The sequence below is a fragment of the Leucobacter japonicus genome (assembly GCF_001273855.1).
Taxonomy (GTDB): Bacteria; Actinomycetota; Actinomycetes; order Actinomycetales; family Microbacteriaceae; genus Leucobacter; species Leucobacter japonicus.
Genome location: NZ_JHBX01000104.1, coordinates 371,474 through 386,480, shown reverse-complemented (window position 1 = coordinate 386,480; position 15,007 = coordinate 371,474). Strand labels below are relative to the sequence as shown.

The 15,007-nt window shown below is 65.2% G+C and carries 15 protein-coding genes; 12 read left to right on the top strand and 3 right to left on the bottom strand.

Annotated elements, in window-relative coordinates; translation table 11 throughout:
- The first annotated feature begins 31 nt into the window (after positions 1 to 31).
- Positions 32 to 796 (top strand): SDR family NAD(P)-dependent oxidoreductase, encoded by a 765-nt coding sequence (locus AMS67_RS06195; RefSeq protein WP_053386568.1) that lies wholly within the window; start codon positions 32 to 34, stop codon positions 794 to 796.
- Between the two features lie 39 nt (positions 797 to 835).
- On the opposite strand, the gene AMS67_RS06190 is transcribed toward AMS67_RS06195, so the two are convergent.
- Positions 836 to 2,344, bottom strand: coding sequence for a peptide MFS transporter (locus AMS67_RS06190; RefSeq protein ID WP_082305329.1), 1,509 nt, complete (start codon positions 2,342 to 2,344; stop codon positions 836 to 838).
- A 166-nt stretch (positions 2,345 to 2,510) separates the two neighbouring features.
- On the opposite strand from AMS67_RS06190, the gene AMS67_RS06185 reads away from it, so the two are divergent.
- From AMS67_RS06185 to AMS67_RS06175, 3 genes are all read left to right on the top strand, one after another.
- The gene (locus AMS67_RS06185) at positions 2,511 to 2,720 is read left to right on the top strand and encodes a DUF4287 domain-containing protein (protein WP_053351859.1); all 210 of its coding nucleotides are present in this window, start codon (positions 2,511 to 2,513) and stop codon (positions 2,718 to 2,720) included.
- Positions 2,721 to 2,726: 6 nt separating this feature from the next.
- The gene (locus tag AMS67_RS06180) at positions 2,727 to 3,383 is read left to right on the top strand and encodes a DUF1345 domain-containing protein (protein WP_053386566.1); all 657 of its coding nucleotides are present in this window, start codon (positions 2,727 to 2,729) and stop codon (positions 3,381 to 3,383) included.
- A 132-nt stretch (positions 3,384 to 3,515) separates the two neighbouring features.
- Positions 3,516 to 4,253 (top strand): GTP pyrophosphokinase, encoded by a 738-nt coding sequence (locus AMS67_RS06175; RefSeq protein ID WP_053386565.1) that lies wholly within the window; start codon positions 3,516 to 3,518, stop codon positions 4,251 to 4,253.
- A gap of 21 nt (positions 4,254 to 4,274) precedes the next feature.
- Here AMS67_RS06175 and AMS67_RS06170 read toward each other — a convergent pair whose 3' ends face one another.
- A complete protein-coding gene (locus AMS67_RS06170) occupies positions 4,275 to 5,528 on the bottom strand; it encodes a multidrug effflux MFS transporter (RefSeq protein WP_082305327.1) in 1,254 nt (417 codons plus the stop codon).
- A gap of 48 nt (positions 5,529 to 5,576) precedes the next feature.
- Between AMS67_RS06170 and AMS67_RS06165 the strand changes: the two genes are divergently transcribed.
- The 4 genes from AMS67_RS06165 (at position 5,577) to AMS67_RS06150 (ending at position 8,554) form a co-directional block, all read left to right on the top strand.
- Positions 5,577 to 6,029, top strand: a complete 453-nt coding sequence (locus AMS67_RS06165) for a MarR family winged helix-turn-helix transcriptional regulator (RefSeq protein WP_053386563.1) — start codon at positions 5,577 to 5,579, stop codon at positions 6,027 to 6,029.
- A 77-nt stretch (positions 6,030 to 6,106) separates the two neighbouring features.
- On the top strand, positions 6,107 to 6,895 hold the full coding sequence (locus AMS67_RS06160) for a phosphotransferase (RefSeq protein ID WP_053386562.1): 789 nt from the start codon (positions 6,107 to 6,109) through the stop codon (positions 6,893 to 6,895).
- A complete protein-coding gene (locus AMS67_RS06155; protein ID WP_053386561.1) occupies positions 6,892 to 7,794 on the top strand; it encodes a homocysteine S-methyltransferase family protein in 903 nt (300 codons plus the stop codon). The genes AMS67_RS06160 and AMS67_RS06155 overlap by 4 nt, the downstream gene beginning before the upstream one ends.
- Before the next feature lie 37 nt (positions 7,795 to 7,831).
- Positions 7,832 to 8,554, top strand: a complete 723-nt coding sequence (locus AMS67_RS06150; RefSeq protein ID WP_053386560.1) for a hypothetical protein — start codon at positions 7,832 to 7,834, stop codon at positions 8,552 to 8,554.
- Positions 8,555 to 8,571: 17 nt separating this feature from the next.
- Here AMS67_RS06150 and AMS67_RS06145 read toward each other — a convergent pair whose 3' ends face one another.
- Positions 8,572 to 9,366 (bottom strand): CPBP family intramembrane glutamic endopeptidase, encoded by a 795-nt coding sequence (locus AMS67_RS06145; RefSeq protein WP_053386559.1) that lies wholly within the window; start codon positions 9,364 to 9,366, stop codon positions 8,572 to 8,574.
- A gap of 239 nt (positions 9,367 to 9,605) precedes the next feature.
- On the opposite strand from AMS67_RS06145, the gene AMS67_RS06140 reads away from it, so the two are divergent.
- The 4 genes from AMS67_RS06140 (at position 9,606) to AMS67_RS06125 (ending at position 14,980) form a co-directional block, all read left to right on the top strand.
- Positions 9,606 to 11,225, top strand: coding sequence for a peptide ABC transporter substrate-binding protein (locus tag AMS67_RS06140; RefSeq protein WP_053386558.1), 1,620 nt, complete (start codon positions 9,606 to 9,608; stop codon positions 11,223 to 11,225).
- Between the two features lie 185 nt (positions 11,226 to 11,410).
- Positions 11,411 to 12,337, top strand: a complete 927-nt coding sequence (locus AMS67_RS06135; RefSeq protein ID WP_053351869.1) for an ABC transporter permease — start codon at positions 11,411 to 11,413, stop codon at positions 12,335 to 12,337.
- A complete protein-coding gene (locus tag AMS67_RS06130) occupies positions 12,330 to 13,283 on the top strand; it encodes an ABC transporter permease (RefSeq protein WP_053351870.1) in 954 nt (317 codons plus the stop codon). Before AMS67_RS06135 ends, AMS67_RS06130 begins: the two co-directional genes overlap by 8 nt.
- Positions 13,280 to 14,980, top strand: coding sequence for a dipeptide ABC transporter ATP-binding protein (locus AMS67_RS06125; RefSeq protein ID WP_053386557.1), 1,701 nt, complete (start codon positions 13,280 to 13,282; stop codon positions 14,978 to 14,980). Before AMS67_RS06130 ends, AMS67_RS06125 begins: the two co-directional genes overlap by 4 nt.
- Positions 14,981 to 15,007 lie beyond the last annotated feature (27 nt).

The window sequence follows — 15,007 nt, the reverse complement described above, 5'->3', positions numbered from 1 at the left end:
TCTGGGGTCTCGCGCTCGTTAGGGTGGAACGATGATGCACGCAGCACTCCACGATCTCTTCGCGCTCGATGGCCGTCGGGCGCTCGTCACCGGCGGCAGCTCAGGCATCGGCCGTGCGATCTCGATCGCTCTCGCAGACGCCGGCGCGCAGGTCGTGATCGCGGCGCGCACCGAATCCACGATCGACGAAACGGTGGTGCAGATCACCGAACGCGGCGGATCCGCGGTCGGCGCAGTAGCCGACCTGTCCGAGCGATCCGGAGCGCACGCGCTCGCGCTGGAGGTCGGCGACGTCGACATCCTGGTGAATTGCGCCGGCATCAACCTCCGACCCCCATTCCCGGAACTCCGGGAAACGGAGTGGGATGCGACGATGCGCGTCAACCTCGATGCCCCGTTCATTCTGGGCCAAGCCCTGGCACCGGGCATGGCACAGCGCGGCTACGGTCGCCTCATCCACATCAGCTCGCAGCAGGCACAGCGACCGTTCGCGGCCAGCGGTGCCTACGGCGTCTCAAAGGCTGCGCTCGAGGCGCTCGCGCGGAGCCAAGCCGAAGCCTGGTCAGCCCACGGCGTCACCGCCAACGTGCTCGTGCCGGGATTCGTGCAGACCGCCCTGAACACCCGGCTCTCGGCCGACCCCGAGACAGTGCGCGCGCTTGCGTCGCGCACGCTCATCGGGCGGAACGGCGTTCCCGAAGACTTCGCGGCGCCCGCGGTGTTTCTCGCCGGCGCGGGTTCGCGGTACGTCACCGGGCAGACGATACCCGTCGACGGCGGGTTCTCCGTGCACTGAGGTGTCGGGGGTCATCACCGACACCGAAGGGTCGAATCGTCAGCGCACCCCGCGCATCAGGTGCAGGATCGGCTTGCGCACCACGACCAGCACGATGCCGACCGCAATCGATGCCAGACCAATCGTCAAGAAGTAGGGCACCTCAGTGTCTGCCGAGTAGAAACCGGAGAGCGCGCCGGCTGCCGCCGAGCCGAGAGCGATCGACAGGAAGTACAGCGCCACCATCTGAGAGTGGAATGCGTGCGGCGACAGCTTCGTTGCGAGCGACTGACCAACCGGCGAGATGCAGAGCTCCGCGAGGGTGAAGAGGAAGAGGATCAACACGATTGCGAGGAACGGCACCGAGCCGTTCGCGCCGCCCGAGAACGGGAGGAACGCGAGGAAGGCGAGGCCCATGATCATCGTGCCGAGTGCGAACTTGATCGGCGTACTGGGCTGACGCTCGCCAAGCTTGGTCCACATCGCGGCGAAGACGCCCGCGAAGATGATGATGAACACGGGGTTGATCGAGGTCACCACGCTCGGCGGCAATTCGAAGCCGAAGACATGGCGATCGAGGCGCTGATCGGCGTAGATCGCCAACACCGTGAACTGCTGCTGGAACAACGTCCAGAAGACCGCAGATGCGATGAAGAGCGGGATGAAGGCGAAGACGCGACTGCGCTCCTCAGTGGTGACGCGGCGACTCGACCCGATGACGCTGAAGAGCGCGATCGCAGTGACGACCGTGAGCCCGACGACGATGACCGAGAGGTTCTCGGGGCGCAGTGCGCCCAGCAGGGCTGCGCCGACGATGACGATGACCGCCGCGAGCAGAATGATCGACCAGCGCGTGCGTTCGGGGCGCGTCAGCGGGTTCGTCGGTCGGGCACTCGACGCGGTGACCGTGTGCCGGCGCAGCAGCAGGTACTGCACGAGCCCGAGCGCCATGCCGATGGCCGCGAGACCGAAGCCCCAGTGGAAGCCCTGCCAGCCCCAGACCAGACTGGTCAGCAGCGGGCCGACGAAGCCGCCGATGTTCACGCCCATGTAGTAGATCGAGAACGCCGCGTCGCGTCGCAGATCTTTCGGGTCGTAGAGATCGCCCAGCACCGTCGAGGTCGTGGTCTTCAGCGATCCCGAACCGAGCGCGACGCTCACGAGACCGATGGCGAGGCCAAGGCCTCCGGGGAACACGGCGAGCGCGATATGGCCGAACATGATGATGATCGCTGCAGCGAGCAGCGTCTTCTCCGCGCCCAGCACACGGTCGGCGACCCACCCGCCGATCACCGAGGAGAGATAGACGAGCCCGCCATAGGCGCCGACGATCGATGTCGCGGCTGCCTGCGACATGCCGAGGCCGCCCTCGGAAACCGAGTAGTAGATGTAGAAGGCCAGCAGGCCTTGCATGCCGTAGAAGCTGAAGCGCTCCCACATCTCGACGCCGGCGAGGTTCGCAAGACCCCAGGGATGCCCGAAGAAGCCGCGCTCGCCGCGCGAATTCGGTCGCGGTGCGCCTGCGTCGTGCGCCGTGCTGGTCTGTTCGGTCACGGGTGTCCTCTGCATCCTCCCGCCAGGGCTGACGGGACTCGGTGGTTGCGGCCGTGCTCGATCCTACTCGGGGCCGCGGACACCGCGCAGGCTGGGGTGGCGAGCGCCCGCCGAATGTCGGCCCGTCGTGTTAGCTTGAGCGCACCACGGTGCAATCGCGACGGTGAATCAGGAGGCAGGCATGACCGAGCCAGTCAAAGGCCCCAAATCGTACTTCCCATCGATCGAGGCCAAGTATGGCCACTCGATCGATGAATGGATGGAACGCTTGCGACCATTCGCGGGTCAGAAGCACATGGAACAGGTGGCATTTCTGAAAGAGCAGGGCATGGGGCATGGCCATGCCAATGCGCTCGTGCATGTCTTCCGGGCCGAGCACGACGGAGCCTGACAGGCCATGACTCGCCTGCCGGTGCGCGCGCAGGTGCGTTTGCGCTGGGCGATTGCGGTCGTCGTGGGCGGCGCAGTCACTGCCGTTCTGGGGCCGGTTCTCGGAGTTCCGGCCGGTGTACTCGCGGGGTGGAGCGCCATTGCCGGCGTGAGCGCGGTCACCGTGCTCCTGCAGGTCTGGCGCCTCTCGCCAGCGGAGACCCGCAGCCATGCGACTGCGGAAGACCCTGGACGCAGGGTCGCGCGCGTCGTCGCCACCATCGGCAGCATCGTGAGCCTGGGGGCGGTCGCGGTGGTGATCGTGCAGGCGAGGCACGCCGAAGGGGCGCTCGGGCCGGTACTCGCGGCGCTCGCGCTCCTCAGCATCGTGGCGTCGTGGACCCTGATTCACGTCGATTACTTGTTGCGCTACGCGCGTGAGTACTACGACACCGAAGCGGACGGTACCGTGAAGCGGGGCATTGATTTCAATCAAGAAGCCGACCCCTGCTATGTCGATTTCGCCTATTTCTCGGTGGGCCTCGGCATGACCTACCAAGTGTCAGACACCGACGTGCAGCGCACGGAGATTCGGCGCCTCGTGATCGCGCAAACCCTGCTCGCCTATCTCTTCGGAGCGGGCATTCTGGCGACGGTGATCAATCTGGTCGCGGGGCTCGGATGAGTGGTGCGGCGACAGGACTGCGTACCTCGGTCGCAGTGCTCGAGGCCGGCGCTGCGAGACCGGCGATGCGGGGCGCAATCACAGACGATGCACGCGAGCGAGAGGTAGCCTGAGGCCATGAGCATTCCGGCAATGCCGGGGTTCGATGCGAACCCCGGCGAGGAACCCGAAGACGATGAGATCACGATCTCGGCGAGCGCGTTGCGATCGCTCGGAGACCAGATGCAGCGCTTCCTCCTCGAGTACCGATTCGCGATGCAAGAGGTCGAGACGAAACTCGCGATTTTGCGCGAAGAGTTTCTGCACATGCACGAGTACAACCCCATCGAGCACGTATCGAGTCGCGTGAAGTCGGTCGACAGTCTCGTCTCAAAACTGGAGCGACGCGGTATCGGCACCGACTTCGACATCATCCGCACCGAGATCTACGACATCGCGGGAGTGCGTGTCACCTGCGCATTTATTCGCGACGTCTATCAGCTCTTCGATCTGCTGACTCAGCAAGACGACATCACCGTGCTCGAAGTCGAAGACTATATCGAGACGCCGAAACCCAACGGGTACAAAAGCCTGCATACGATCATCTCGGTGCCGGTCTACCTCTCAACCGGGCGCGTGGATGTGCCCGTCGAAGTGCAATTCCGCACGATCGCCATGGATTTCTGGGCCAGCCTCGAACACAAGATCTACTACAAGTACGCACGCCAGGTGCCCGACACGCTCATTCGCGAACTCAAGCACGCCGCTGAGACCGCTGCAGAACTCGATACGCGCATGGAGCGACTGCACGTGCAAATGCACGGTGAGCCGCCGTCGCAGGCGACGCCGCTCGAATTGCACCGCGTCGCCGAGCAGATCCACCGCGCCTAGCGGAGGCGCCCATTCAGCGCTTCACGCGTGGCGAACCGGGGAGTGGCGCGGCTGTGCGATCAAGAACGCGATCACTGCGATCGCCGCTGCGCACGTCATGACGATGCCGAGCGGCACCGCAGTGCGTTCTCCGGCGATGCTCACGAGCGGTGAGGCGAGCGCGGCAAGACCGAACTGCAGTGCGCCGAGCAGCGCTGACGCGGAGCCGGCGGCACGCGGCACCGCACCCAGGGCGAGCGCAGTCGAATTGCCGAGCACGAACCCGAGCGAAGCGACCACCACGAATACTGCCGCGGCAATGCTCCACGGCGTGATCGGGGCGATCGCACAGCAGACGACGGCCACGGAGCCGACCACGACGCCGCTGAGACCGAAACTGATCAGGCGGCGGGGCGGTATGCGCCCCACCCATCGAGCCGAGATGGCGCTCGCTCCCATTAGGCCGAGGGCGTTGAGCCCGAACAGGAGCCCGTATTGCAGCTCCGAGACACCGATCAATGATTGATACAGGAATGGCGACGCTGAGATATACGCCATCATCGCGGTGAATGCGCTGGCGAACGCGACGGTGTATCCGAGATATTGGCGCGACAGCAGATCTCGCAACGGTGACCCGAGTGCCAGTTTTGCCTGGGCGAGTTCGGCGCGACGGGCGGGCGTCAGAGACTCACGCACGCCGAAGATCGCGGCGACCAGCATGATTGCGGCGATCCCGAGCACGATCGCGAGCACCCCGCGCCACCCCAGTGCGTCGGCGAACAGGCCACCGACGAGCGGTGCGATGACCGGGGCGACACCGGTGACGATCATCATCAGGCTCATTGCGCGTGCGACCGCGGCGCCTCGCGCGAGATCTGAAATGATCGCTCGACTGAGCACCATGCCCGCCGCACCCGACATGCCCTGAAGCAGGCGTGCTCCGATGAGCATGCCCAGCGAAGGCGCATACACCGCGCCGAGGCTTGAGGCCACCAGTACTGCAGCGCCGATGAGGAGCAACGGTCGACGACCGAAGCGATCGGAGAGCGGGCCGAACACGAGCTGACCGGCGGCGATTCCGAGGAGGAACGCGGTCAGTGTCAGCTGCACACCGGTCGGTGTCGCCTCGAACTCGTGGCCGATTGCGAGAAACGACGGCAGGTACAGGTCGGTCGCGAACGGTGCCACGGCAGACAGCAGCGCCAGGATGAGCAGGAGACCGCCAGAGAGGGCCGGGGGGCGCTGCGGCGAGCCGACGTGCAATGCGGGCGGTACTGGTGCAGGGGGAGTGGACACGGATAGTTATTTTAACATAACCGCTTTGGGTCACCGTACGATGTGTGCATGGCCGCATCGCAGACCGACGCCGAGGCGCTCGCCGATATCGCCAGCGCAGTGCTCTCGTTGGCGCGAGAGATCGAGTTTCGCCACGCCCACGACGACTACATTCCACTGACGCAGACTGAACGGCTCGTGCTGGGCACGCTCGATCGGCAAGGCGAGAGCGCGCCGAGCGCACTTGCCGCGCAACTGGGCCTTCAGCGTTCGAATCTGAGCACGGCCCTGCGCGGATTGGAATCGAAAAGGCTGGTCGGGCGACGCCGCTCGGACCCGGATGGTCGAGGAGTGCTCGTGAGCTCGACGCCGCTCGCCGCCGAGAATCTGGCGCGATTGCGAGCGCGGTGGTCGCAGGTCATTGCATCGGTGGCTCCTGAAGACGTCGAGCCCTCGGATCTCGCGCGGCTCTTGAGCGGCATGGCACAGGCATTCGTCGACCGCCGACGCACGGGCGAGTGAATCCGCATCCCACTCGTCGGCCGCGTATTGCCCGTGTCAGACCCACGGACGCCAACAAACGCGGTAGCGTCGCAGGTATGGTGAGCGAACATCTGCCGGGCGGATCCGGCGGCGTGTGGCGAGTATCAGAGCCGGGGCAGGAAACCCGAGTGCACCGGCCGACTGGCCCGTGGACCCCGGCTGTGCACGAACTCCTGGAGTATCTGCGTGCCGCGGAGCTTGACGGCGTGCCTCGCGTGCACGGTCTGGATGCGGACGGCCGCGAAGTGCTCGAGTATCTGCCCGGCGACACCCTCGACCCCGAGCGTGAGACGGTCTCGGACGCGGCGCTCGCTGAAGCCGTGAAGTGGTTGCGCCGGTATCACGATGTCGTGCAGGGCTTCCGGCCCGGCTCCCTCGAGTGGCGACAGGGGGTGCAGCCGCTTCGCGATGATCAGGTCATCTGCCACAACGATCCGGGGCTGTACAACTGGGTCGTGATCGATGGCGCATTCGCCGGCATGATCGATTGGGATCGGGCCGGGCCGGGTCGACCGATCGATGACCTCGCGTTTCTCTGCTGGTCAGGAGTCCCGCTGCTGCGCGAGACTCCGACGCACGATGCCGCACGACGGTTGAGAATCGCGGCCGAAGCCTACGGAGGCATAGACGTCGCGGAACTGCTGGATGCCGTCGATGCGCGCATGGCGCTCATCTCGGAGCGCTGGAAAGCCGGTCTTGACCGGCGCGATCCCGGAACCATCGCGCTGCGCGACGCCGGCATCATGGGTCGCCATGAAGCGCGCGTCGCCGCATTCCGCGAGCGCAGCGAGCTGATTCGTCGTGAAACCCGCACTGCACCGCCGAGCACCGAGGAGACACCATGACCATGTCCATCGCCGATGGCGGCATCGAGACCGCGCTCACCGACCGTCTCGGTCAGCACCTCCGAGAGTTCGCGGCATTCGAGTTGCTCGATACAGCGGCGGGCAGGATCGCCCTCACCGAGTACTACGCACCCTTCATCGCCGTGGCGCGGCAGCAGGCGTTGCCGCTCGTGCTCGATACCCCCACCTGGCGCGCGAACGCCGACTGGGGCGAGCGGCTCGGCTACCGTGCAGATGCGCTCGCACGGATCAACGCGGATGCCGTTGCCTTCGTGCGTGAACTCGACGAGGAATCGCCCGTTGGTGCACCCGAGATCGTCGTCAACGGCTGTGTCGGGCCGCGGACCGATGAGTACGTGGCTGGGCAGCGCATGACGGCCGGGGAGGCGGAGGAGTACCACGCCCCGCAGGTGCGCGCACTCGCGGAGGCTGGAGCCGACCGCGTGACCTCGGTGACCACCCTCGATGCCGCGGAAGGCATCGGGGTCGTGCGCGCCGCTCTTGCCGCGCGGGTGCCCGGTGCGGTGTCGTTCATCGTCGGTGCCGATGGCCTGCTCGCCGATGGCAGCACGCTCGATGCGGCAATCGCCGAGGTCGACGCGGCGACGGAGGGTGGGGCAGTCGGCTTTCTGGTGAACTGCGCACACCCCGCGGAGGCCGCGCGAGCACTGGAGCGCGCGCACGGTGCGCCCGAACTCGAGCGATTGATCGGCTTTCGGCTGAATGCAGCTCGCGCGGGAACAGACTCCGCTGATTCAGCAGCAGACTTCGCCGCAGCCGAGATCGCACTCCGTAACGCTGCCCCGTCGGCGCACGTGTTCGGGGGCTGCTGCGGCACCGATGTCGACCACATCTCAGCCCTCGCAAGAGCGATGGGGGAGCGGCCCACCGCGGGTTGACACCGATCTTTCCGCTGGACGTGGTTAGGCTGTCGGCGTGAGTAAAGACCCATTCGAGGAACTCTTCGGCCCGGCGGACTCTGCAGAGCCTCCGACGGAGCCGCAGCCGGTTCCCGCGCGCCAGCGCCTCTCGTACGAGCAGGCGGAACGCGTGCGCACGGCGCAGTTGTCCACTGAACCACGCGCCGCACGCACGCAGAGCGGCGAAGCTCCGCGAGCGCTGCCCTGGATCGTCGTCGGCGTCGTCGCCGTCGTCGCGATCGTCGTCTGCATCGTGCTGGTCAACGTCGCGCGCGGAGGAGAGGCCTCCGAAACCCCGAAGCCGAGCAGTTCACCGTCGTCGACGCCGAGCGCCACCCCGACTCCGTCTGCCGCAGACGACGACGATTCGAACGATGCGCAGGCCGACGCCGACGGCGACGACGCGGATGACCCGAACGCGGTTCCCGATGTCGAAGTCGGGCCGACCTCTCAACTGCAGATCACGCAGTGGAACGCGACGTCAGATCTGAGCCAGAAGTTCGGCCGCACCCAGTACTACATCGAGGGCGAGAACCTGCAGCTGCTGGAAAGCCCCCTCATCGCGTCACTGCCGGAGTCGTGCGCCGCGATGCGCACGCAATGGGGCGCAACGCGCGGAGCCGATGGCACGTTCACGCTGATGAAGCCGGCCGAGAAGTGCGCGGCGGCACCCGAGGTCTATGACGAAATCTGGGGTCTGACCGACGCGTTCGTGAAGACCATCAAAGTCACCGCGTAGCGCCGGCAGTCGCCGCGTCAGCCTCCTGCTGGCGCTGCGAACAGGCCTGGCGCAAGCAGCACGGCGAGCGGATACCCCGCGAAACTGACGATATCGAGAATCCAGTGGGCGACGATCAGCGGGAGCGATCGACCCCAGCGCTGGTAGGCCCAGCCGAAGACCACCCCCATCACGACATTGCCGATGAAGCCGCCGAAGCCCTGGTACAGGTGATAGCTGCCGCGGAGCAGTGCGCTGGCGATGATCGTCGCCCAGGGTCCCCACCCCAATCGCCGCAGTCGATCGAAGAGGTAGGCGACGACGATGAGTTCTTCGCCGAGTGCGGCGCGAAGTGCCTGCAGCACGAGCACCGGCACGGTCCACCAGGCGGCGTCGAGTGCGGTCGGAACAACGGTCGCATTGATGCCGATCTGCTTCGCGAACAGGTAGAACGCGATCCCCGGAATCCCGATGAGCGCCGCGAGGCCGAACCCGCCGCCGACCTCCCGCGCCCACCACCCGCGGGCAGCGCCGGGAACGCGTCCGAACCCGAGTCGTGACAGGTGCGGGGTGCGATACGACCACAGCAGGAACACGACGAGCGCGATCGGGGCGAGCCCGAACGCGAACTGCAGCAACTGGTAGACGAGATCGAAGACCGGGCGATCCGACAGTGATCGATTGATCGTCGCCGTCTGCGTTGACAGTGCCGTGTCTCGGGTGAGCCGCTCGGTAATGGAGACAATCGCGTAGACCGCGGATGCACCGAACGAGAGCGCGAGCACTATCGCGATCTCCCAGCGCAACCGGATGCGAGATGCAGAAGCTGGCATGGCCACAGCGTACTGCGAGCTCGCGCGACGAATGTTGGGAGCGCACAGTTCGAAGACTTTCGAATGGAAATCGGTGAGCGAACTCCTACAGAAATCGGTTACGAAGGCGTTACGCTCTGTCGATTTGTGCGCATCCGGTCTGACAGGTCGCTAGGCTGTGAACGACCATCGATTCTGTTGGGCGTCCGTGAATAGAGACATTCGCGGCCATCCGGCAGACACTTTCAAGGAGGAAACCAGTGAAGCGATCACGGATCGGTTACGGGCTCATCGCCCTGGCCGCCGCAGGCGCCCTGGCGCTGTCCGGCTGCTCGTCGAGCGGCGGAAACAGCGGCGGCGGCGAAGCAGACAGTGCGGCCATCATCACGACGAACGGCTCGGAGCCGCAGAACCCGTTGATCGCCACCAACACCAATGAGGTCGGCGGTGGCAAGATCCTCGACCTGATCTTCGCAGGTCTGGTCTACTACGACGCAGAGGGCGCGGCGCACAACGACATCGCTGAGTCCATCGAGAGCGATGACGCGACGAACTACACCATCAAGATTCGCGACGACGCGACCTTCACCGATGGCACGCCCGTCAAGGCGGAGAACTTCGTCAAGGCGTGGAACTACGGCGCCAACGCCGAGAACACGCAGCTCAACAGCTACTTCTTCGAGGACATCGAGGGCTTCAGCTACGAAGAAAACGTCGCTGAGCTCTCGGGCCTCAAGGTCGTCGATGACACCACCTTCACGGTGAAGCTCAACAAGGCCGCATCGGACTTCCCGCTGCGTTTGGGCTACTCGGCGTTCTACCCGCTGCCCGACTCGGCATTCGACGACATGGACGCACAGGGCGAGAACCCCGTCGTCAACGGCCCGTACAAGCTGGCCGGCGATGACGCGTGGCAGCACGACGAGCAGATCGAGCTCGTCGTGAACGAGGACTACAACGGACCCCGCGTGCCGCAGAACGGTGGCGTGACCATCAAGTTCTACGCCACGCAGGATGCGTCGTACTCCGACCTCCTCGGCGGCAACGTCGACGTCGTCGACCAGATCCCCGAGACCCAGCTCGCCAACTTCGAGTCTGACCTCGACGGCCGCTCGGTCAACCAGCCGGCAGCGATCTTCCAGTCCTTCACCATCCCGGAGCGCCTCGAGCACTTCTCGGGCGATGAGGGCAAGCTGCGCCGCCAGGCCATCTCGATGTCGATCAACCGCGAGCAGATCACGGACAAGATCTTCGAGGGCACCCGCACCCCGGCAAGCGACTTCACGTCGCCCGTCATCGACGGCTGGAGCGACTCGCTCAAGGGCGCTGACGTGCTGGCCTACAACCCCGATGAGGCGAAGAAGCTGTGGGCTGAAGCCGACGCTATCTCGCCGTGGTCGGGCACCTTCGAGATCGCTTACAACTCGGACGGCGGCCACCAGGCTTGGGTCGACGCGACGACGAACAGCATCGCATCGACGCTCGGCATCGACGCGGCAGGCAAGGCCTACCCGAAGTTCGACGTGTTGCGCGAAGAAGTGACGAACCGCACGATCCAGACCGCCTTCCGCACCGGTTGGCAGGCTGACTACCCGGGTCTGTTCAACTTCCTCGGGCCGTTGTACGCAACGAACGCCTCCTCGAACGACGGTGACTACTCGAACCCCGAGTTCGACAAGCTGCTGCAGGAGGGTTCGGTCGACACCGACATCGCTTCGGCGAACGAGAAGTACCAGCAGGCTCAGGAGATTCTCCTCGAAGACCTGCCGGCCTTCCCGCTCTGGTACTCGAACGTGAACGGCGGCTACGGCGAGAACGTTCAGAACGTCGAGTTCGGTTGGAACTCGGTGCCGCTCTACTACGAGATCACCAAGAACTAACCACCCCGAAGTCGGAGGCCCCGGGCGTACTGCCCGGGGCCTCCGCGCTGGGCGGAACGCTACCCGCGCACCGCCCGGACCCAGACCTGTAAACCGGAAACATCGACGTTCCCTGAGTTTGCATCGCAACACAACTGCGAGAGAATACGCGACATGTTCAACAATCAGATTCGGAGGAACGGCACATGCTGAGATACGTCCTCTTCCGACTGCTCCAGGTCATCCCAGTGCTGCTGGGCACGACCTTCCTCATCTACTTCATGGTCTTCGCCATGCCCGGCGACCCCATCCTCGCCATGTTCGGCGACAAGACGCCCGATCCCGCGGTGGTCGAGCGCCTCCGCGAGCAGTACAACCTCGATCAGCCCTTCATCGTGCAGTACCTGCTCTACCTCAAGGGCGTGCTGATCGGAGACTTCGGTACCAGCCTGTCGGGTCAGTCGGTCTCCAGTATTCTGGAGCGCACCTTCCCGGTGACGATCAAGCTTGCGGCGATGGCCATCGTCATCGAGCTCGCGATCGCGATCACCGTCGGCCTCATCTCGGGTCTGCGCAAGGGCAAGCTGTTCGACAACGTCAACCTGATCATCGGTCTGCTCTTCATGAGCGTGCCGATCTTCGTGATCGCCTTCATCGCGCAGTGGGGCCTCGGCATCAAGCTCGGCTGGTTCCGCACGACCGTCGGCACCGGGGCGCCGGTGCAAGACCTGCTGCTTCCGGCGATCGTGCTGGGCTTCTCGCTCTATGCGACGAGCATGCGGCTCACGCGAGCGTCAGTGATCGACACGATGAACCAGGACTTCGTGCGCACTGCGTACGCCAAGGGCCTGAGCCGCGGCCGCGTCATTCCGGTGCACGTGTTGCGCAACTCGCTGATCCCGACCATCACCAACACGGCCACCGACTTCGGTGTGCTCATGGTGGGCGCCACCGTCACCGAGGGCATCTTCAACGTGCCCGGTGTCGGCAACGCACTCTTCGGTGCGATCCTGAAGGGCGACAACCCGCTGGTCGTCTCCTTCGTCACGTTCATGGTGCTCATCTACCTCGGCGTCAACCTGGTCGTCGACCTGATGTACGCCGTACTCGACCCGAGGATTCGTTATGCCTGATCCGAAGAAGCCGAACGTGGAGCATTTCGTCGCTCCGTTCGAAGAGACGCCGGTCGCCGCCGTCGATGCGGTGAAGATCGACGAGAAGAAGTCGAACCTGTGGCTCGACGCCTGGCGCGACATGCGCGGCCGTCCGATGTTCTGGATCTCCGCCGTCATCATCGTCGTCGTGCTCGCTGTCGCACTGTTCCCGCAGTGGTTCACGCAGGTGGACCCCCGCGCCGCCGATCTCGCGATGTCGAAGGAGGGCCCGACCGCCGGGCACCTGCTCGGCTTCACCGCGCAGGGCCAGGATGTGTTCGCGCGCATCATCTACGGCACCTCCACCTCGGTGTCCGTCGGCATCCTCGTCGTGCTGATCACGTTCGTGGTCGGTATCGTCGCGGGCTCACTGGCCGGCTTCTTCGGGGGCTGGGTCGACACGGTGCTGTCGCGTCTCGGCGACATCTTCTTCTCGATTCCTTACATCCTCGCGGCGGTCATCGTCATGACGGTGTTCCAGGAGTATCGCAACCCACTGGTGATCGCATTCGCGATCGGCGGCTTCTCATGGCCGGTCTCCGCGCGTATTCTTCGCTCGGAGATTCTGCGAGTGCGCAACGCCGACTTCGTGATGGCATCGACGGCACTCGGGCTCTCGAAGTTCAAGACGCTGATTCGCCACGTGTTGCCGAACTCGATCGCACCGCTGCTCGTCGTCACGACGCTGTCGCTCTCCGCGGCGATCGTCGCCGAGGCCGTGCTGTCGTTCCTGGGCGTCGGCCTGCCGCCGGCCGAGTACATCAGCTGGGGCAACGATATCTCCGCGGCACAGCGAGATCTGCGGAATGATCCGCAGCTTCTTCTCTGGCCGTCACTCGCGCTCGCGACCACCGTGCTCGGCTTCGTGCTGCTGGGCGAGGTCGTTCGCGATGCGCTCGATCCGAAGGCGAGGGCACAGCGATGAGCGAGCAGCAGCCACTCCTGAGCGTCCGCGACCTGAAGGTCGAGTTCGGCTCGAAGAAGGAGCGCCGCGAGGTGCTCCACGGCATCGGTTTCGATGTCTACCCCGGCGAGACCGTCGCGATCGTCGGCGAGTCCGGTTCGGGCAAGTCGACGACGATGCACGCCGTCATCAATCTGCTCCCGGGTACCGGTCAGGTCTCCGGCGGTTCTGTCACCTGGCAGGGGCGCGAGTTGGTGGGTATCGGCCGTCGCGACATGGAATCGATTCGCGGTCGCGAGATCGGTCTCGTGCCGCAGGATCCGATGTCGAACTTGAACCCGGTGTGGTCGATCGGCTTCCAGGTCGAAGAGGCGATTCGTGCGAACGGACTTGCTTCGGGCAAGAAGGAAGTTCGCGCGCGCGCCGTCGAGGTGCTCGAGCAGGCCGGCCTGCAGAACGCCGAGCAGCGCATGAAGCAGTACCCCCACCAGTTCTCGGGCGGTATGAAGCAGCGCGCGCTGATCGGCATCGGCCTCGCGGCGAACCCGCAGCTGCTGATCGCCGATGAGCCGACCTCGGCGCTCGACGTCACGGTGCAGCGGGTCGTACTCGATCACCTGCAGAAGCTGACGAACGAGCTCGGCACGGCTGTGGTCTTCATTACGCACGACCTCGGCCTCGCGGCCGAGCGCGCGGAGAAGCTCATCGTCATGTATCAGGGCAACATCGTCGAGTCGGGGCCGAGCCGCGAAATCCTCGAACGTCCGCAGCACCCGTACACGAAGCGTCTCGTGTCGGCGGCTCCGAGCCTCGCATCCCGCCGTATTGGCGATGCTGCGACGCTTCCGACGGCGCCGACTGCGACCTTCGACCTCGCCGCACTCGCGGAGGAGTCGAAGCCGACGGTCAAGCACGGCGAACCCATGATCGAGGTCAGTGATCTCGGCAAGGTGTACAAGCTGCGCAAGGGCAACTTCGGGTCGGAAGACTTCCACGCCGTCTCGGGGGCGACGTTCACGGTCAACCGCGGCGAGACCATGGCTCTCGTGGGCGAGTCCGGTTCGGGCAAGTCCACGATCGCGAAGATGGTGCTGCAACTCGAGCAGCCGTCGTCGGGCTCGGTGAAGATTGCGGGCAAGGAGACCCGGGGCATGTCGTCGCGCGAGCTCTTCGGCTTGCGACGCACGCTGCAGCCCGTGTTCCAGGATCCGTACGGCTCGCTCGATCCGCTGCACAACATCGGCAACACGATCATGGAACCGCTCAAGATCCACAACGTGGGCGATGCGGCGAGCCGCAAGGCGCGCGTGCTGGAGCTGCTCGATCAGGTCGCGCTGCCGCGCGAGCTGGCGACGCGGTACCCGAACGAGCTCTCGGGCGGTCAGCGTCAACGCGTCGCCGTGGCTCGTGGTCTGGCGCTCAAGCCCGACATCCTCGTGCTCGATGAAGCCGTCTCGGCGCTCGACGTGCTGGTGCAGGCGCAGATCCTTGATCTGCTCGCCGAGCTGCAGCGCGATCTCGGGCTGACGTATCTGTTCATCACGCACGATCTCGCGGTCGTGCGCCTCATCGCGGATCGCGTCTGCGTGATGCAACAGGGGCGCATCGTGGAGCAGGCCACCACCGATGAGGTGTTCGAGAACCCTCGCGAGGAGTACACGAAGAACTTGCTCGCGGCTATCCCGGGCGCGCATATCGAGCTCGGTCTCGAGGCGTAGTCTCTCGCACGCAGACGCCCCCGATTG

Excerpts from the sequence above, each read along its gene's own strand:
- AMS67_RS06195 (WP_053386568.1), top strand. The coding sequence starts at position 32 with ATGATGCACGCAGCACTCCACGATCTCTTCGCGCTCGATGGCCGTCGG.
- AMS67_RS06190 (WP_082305329.1), bottom strand. The coding sequence starts at position 2,344 with ATGCAGAGGACACCCGTGACCGAACAGACCAGCACGGCGCACGACGCA.
- AMS67_RS06185 (WP_053351859.1), top strand. The coding sequence starts at position 2,511 with ATGACCGAGCCAGTCAAAGGCCCCAAATCGTACTTCCCATCGATCGAG.
- AMS67_RS06180 (WP_053386566.1), top strand. The coding sequence starts at position 2,727 with ATGACTCGCCTGCCGGTGCGCGCGCAGGTGCGTTTGCGCTGGGCGATT.
- AMS67_RS06175 (WP_053386565.1), top strand. The coding sequence starts at position 3,516 with ATGCCGGGGTTCGATGCGAACCCCGGCGAGGAACCCGAAGACGATGAG.
- AMS67_RS06165 (WP_053386563.1), top strand. The coding sequence starts at position 5,577 with ATGGCCGCATCGCAGACCGACGCCGAGGCGCTCGCCGATATCGCCAGC.
- AMS67_RS06160 (WP_053386562.1), top strand. The coding sequence starts at position 6,107 with ATGGTGAGCGAACATCTGCCGGGCGGATCCGGCGGCGTGTGGCGAGTA.
- AMS67_RS06155 (WP_053386561.1), top strand. The coding sequence starts at position 6,892 with ATGACCATGTCCATCGCCGATGGCGGCATCGAGACCGCGCTCACCGAC.
- AMS67_RS06145 (WP_053386559.1), bottom strand. The coding sequence starts at position 9,366 with ATGCCAGCTTCTGCATCTCGCATCCGGTTGCGCTGGGAGATCGCGATA.
- AMS67_RS06135 (WP_053351869.1), top strand. The coding sequence starts at position 11,411 with ATGCTGAGATACGTCCTCTTCCGACTGCTCCAGGTCATCCCAGTGCTG.
- AMS67_RS06130 (WP_053351870.1), top strand. The coding sequence starts at position 12,330 with ATGCCTGATCCGAAGAAGCCGAACGTGGAGCATTTCGTCGCTCCGTTC.
- AMS67_RS06125 (WP_053386557.1), top strand. The coding sequence starts at position 13,280 with ATGAGCGAGCAGCAGCCACTCCTGAGCGTCCGCGACCTGAAGGTCGAG.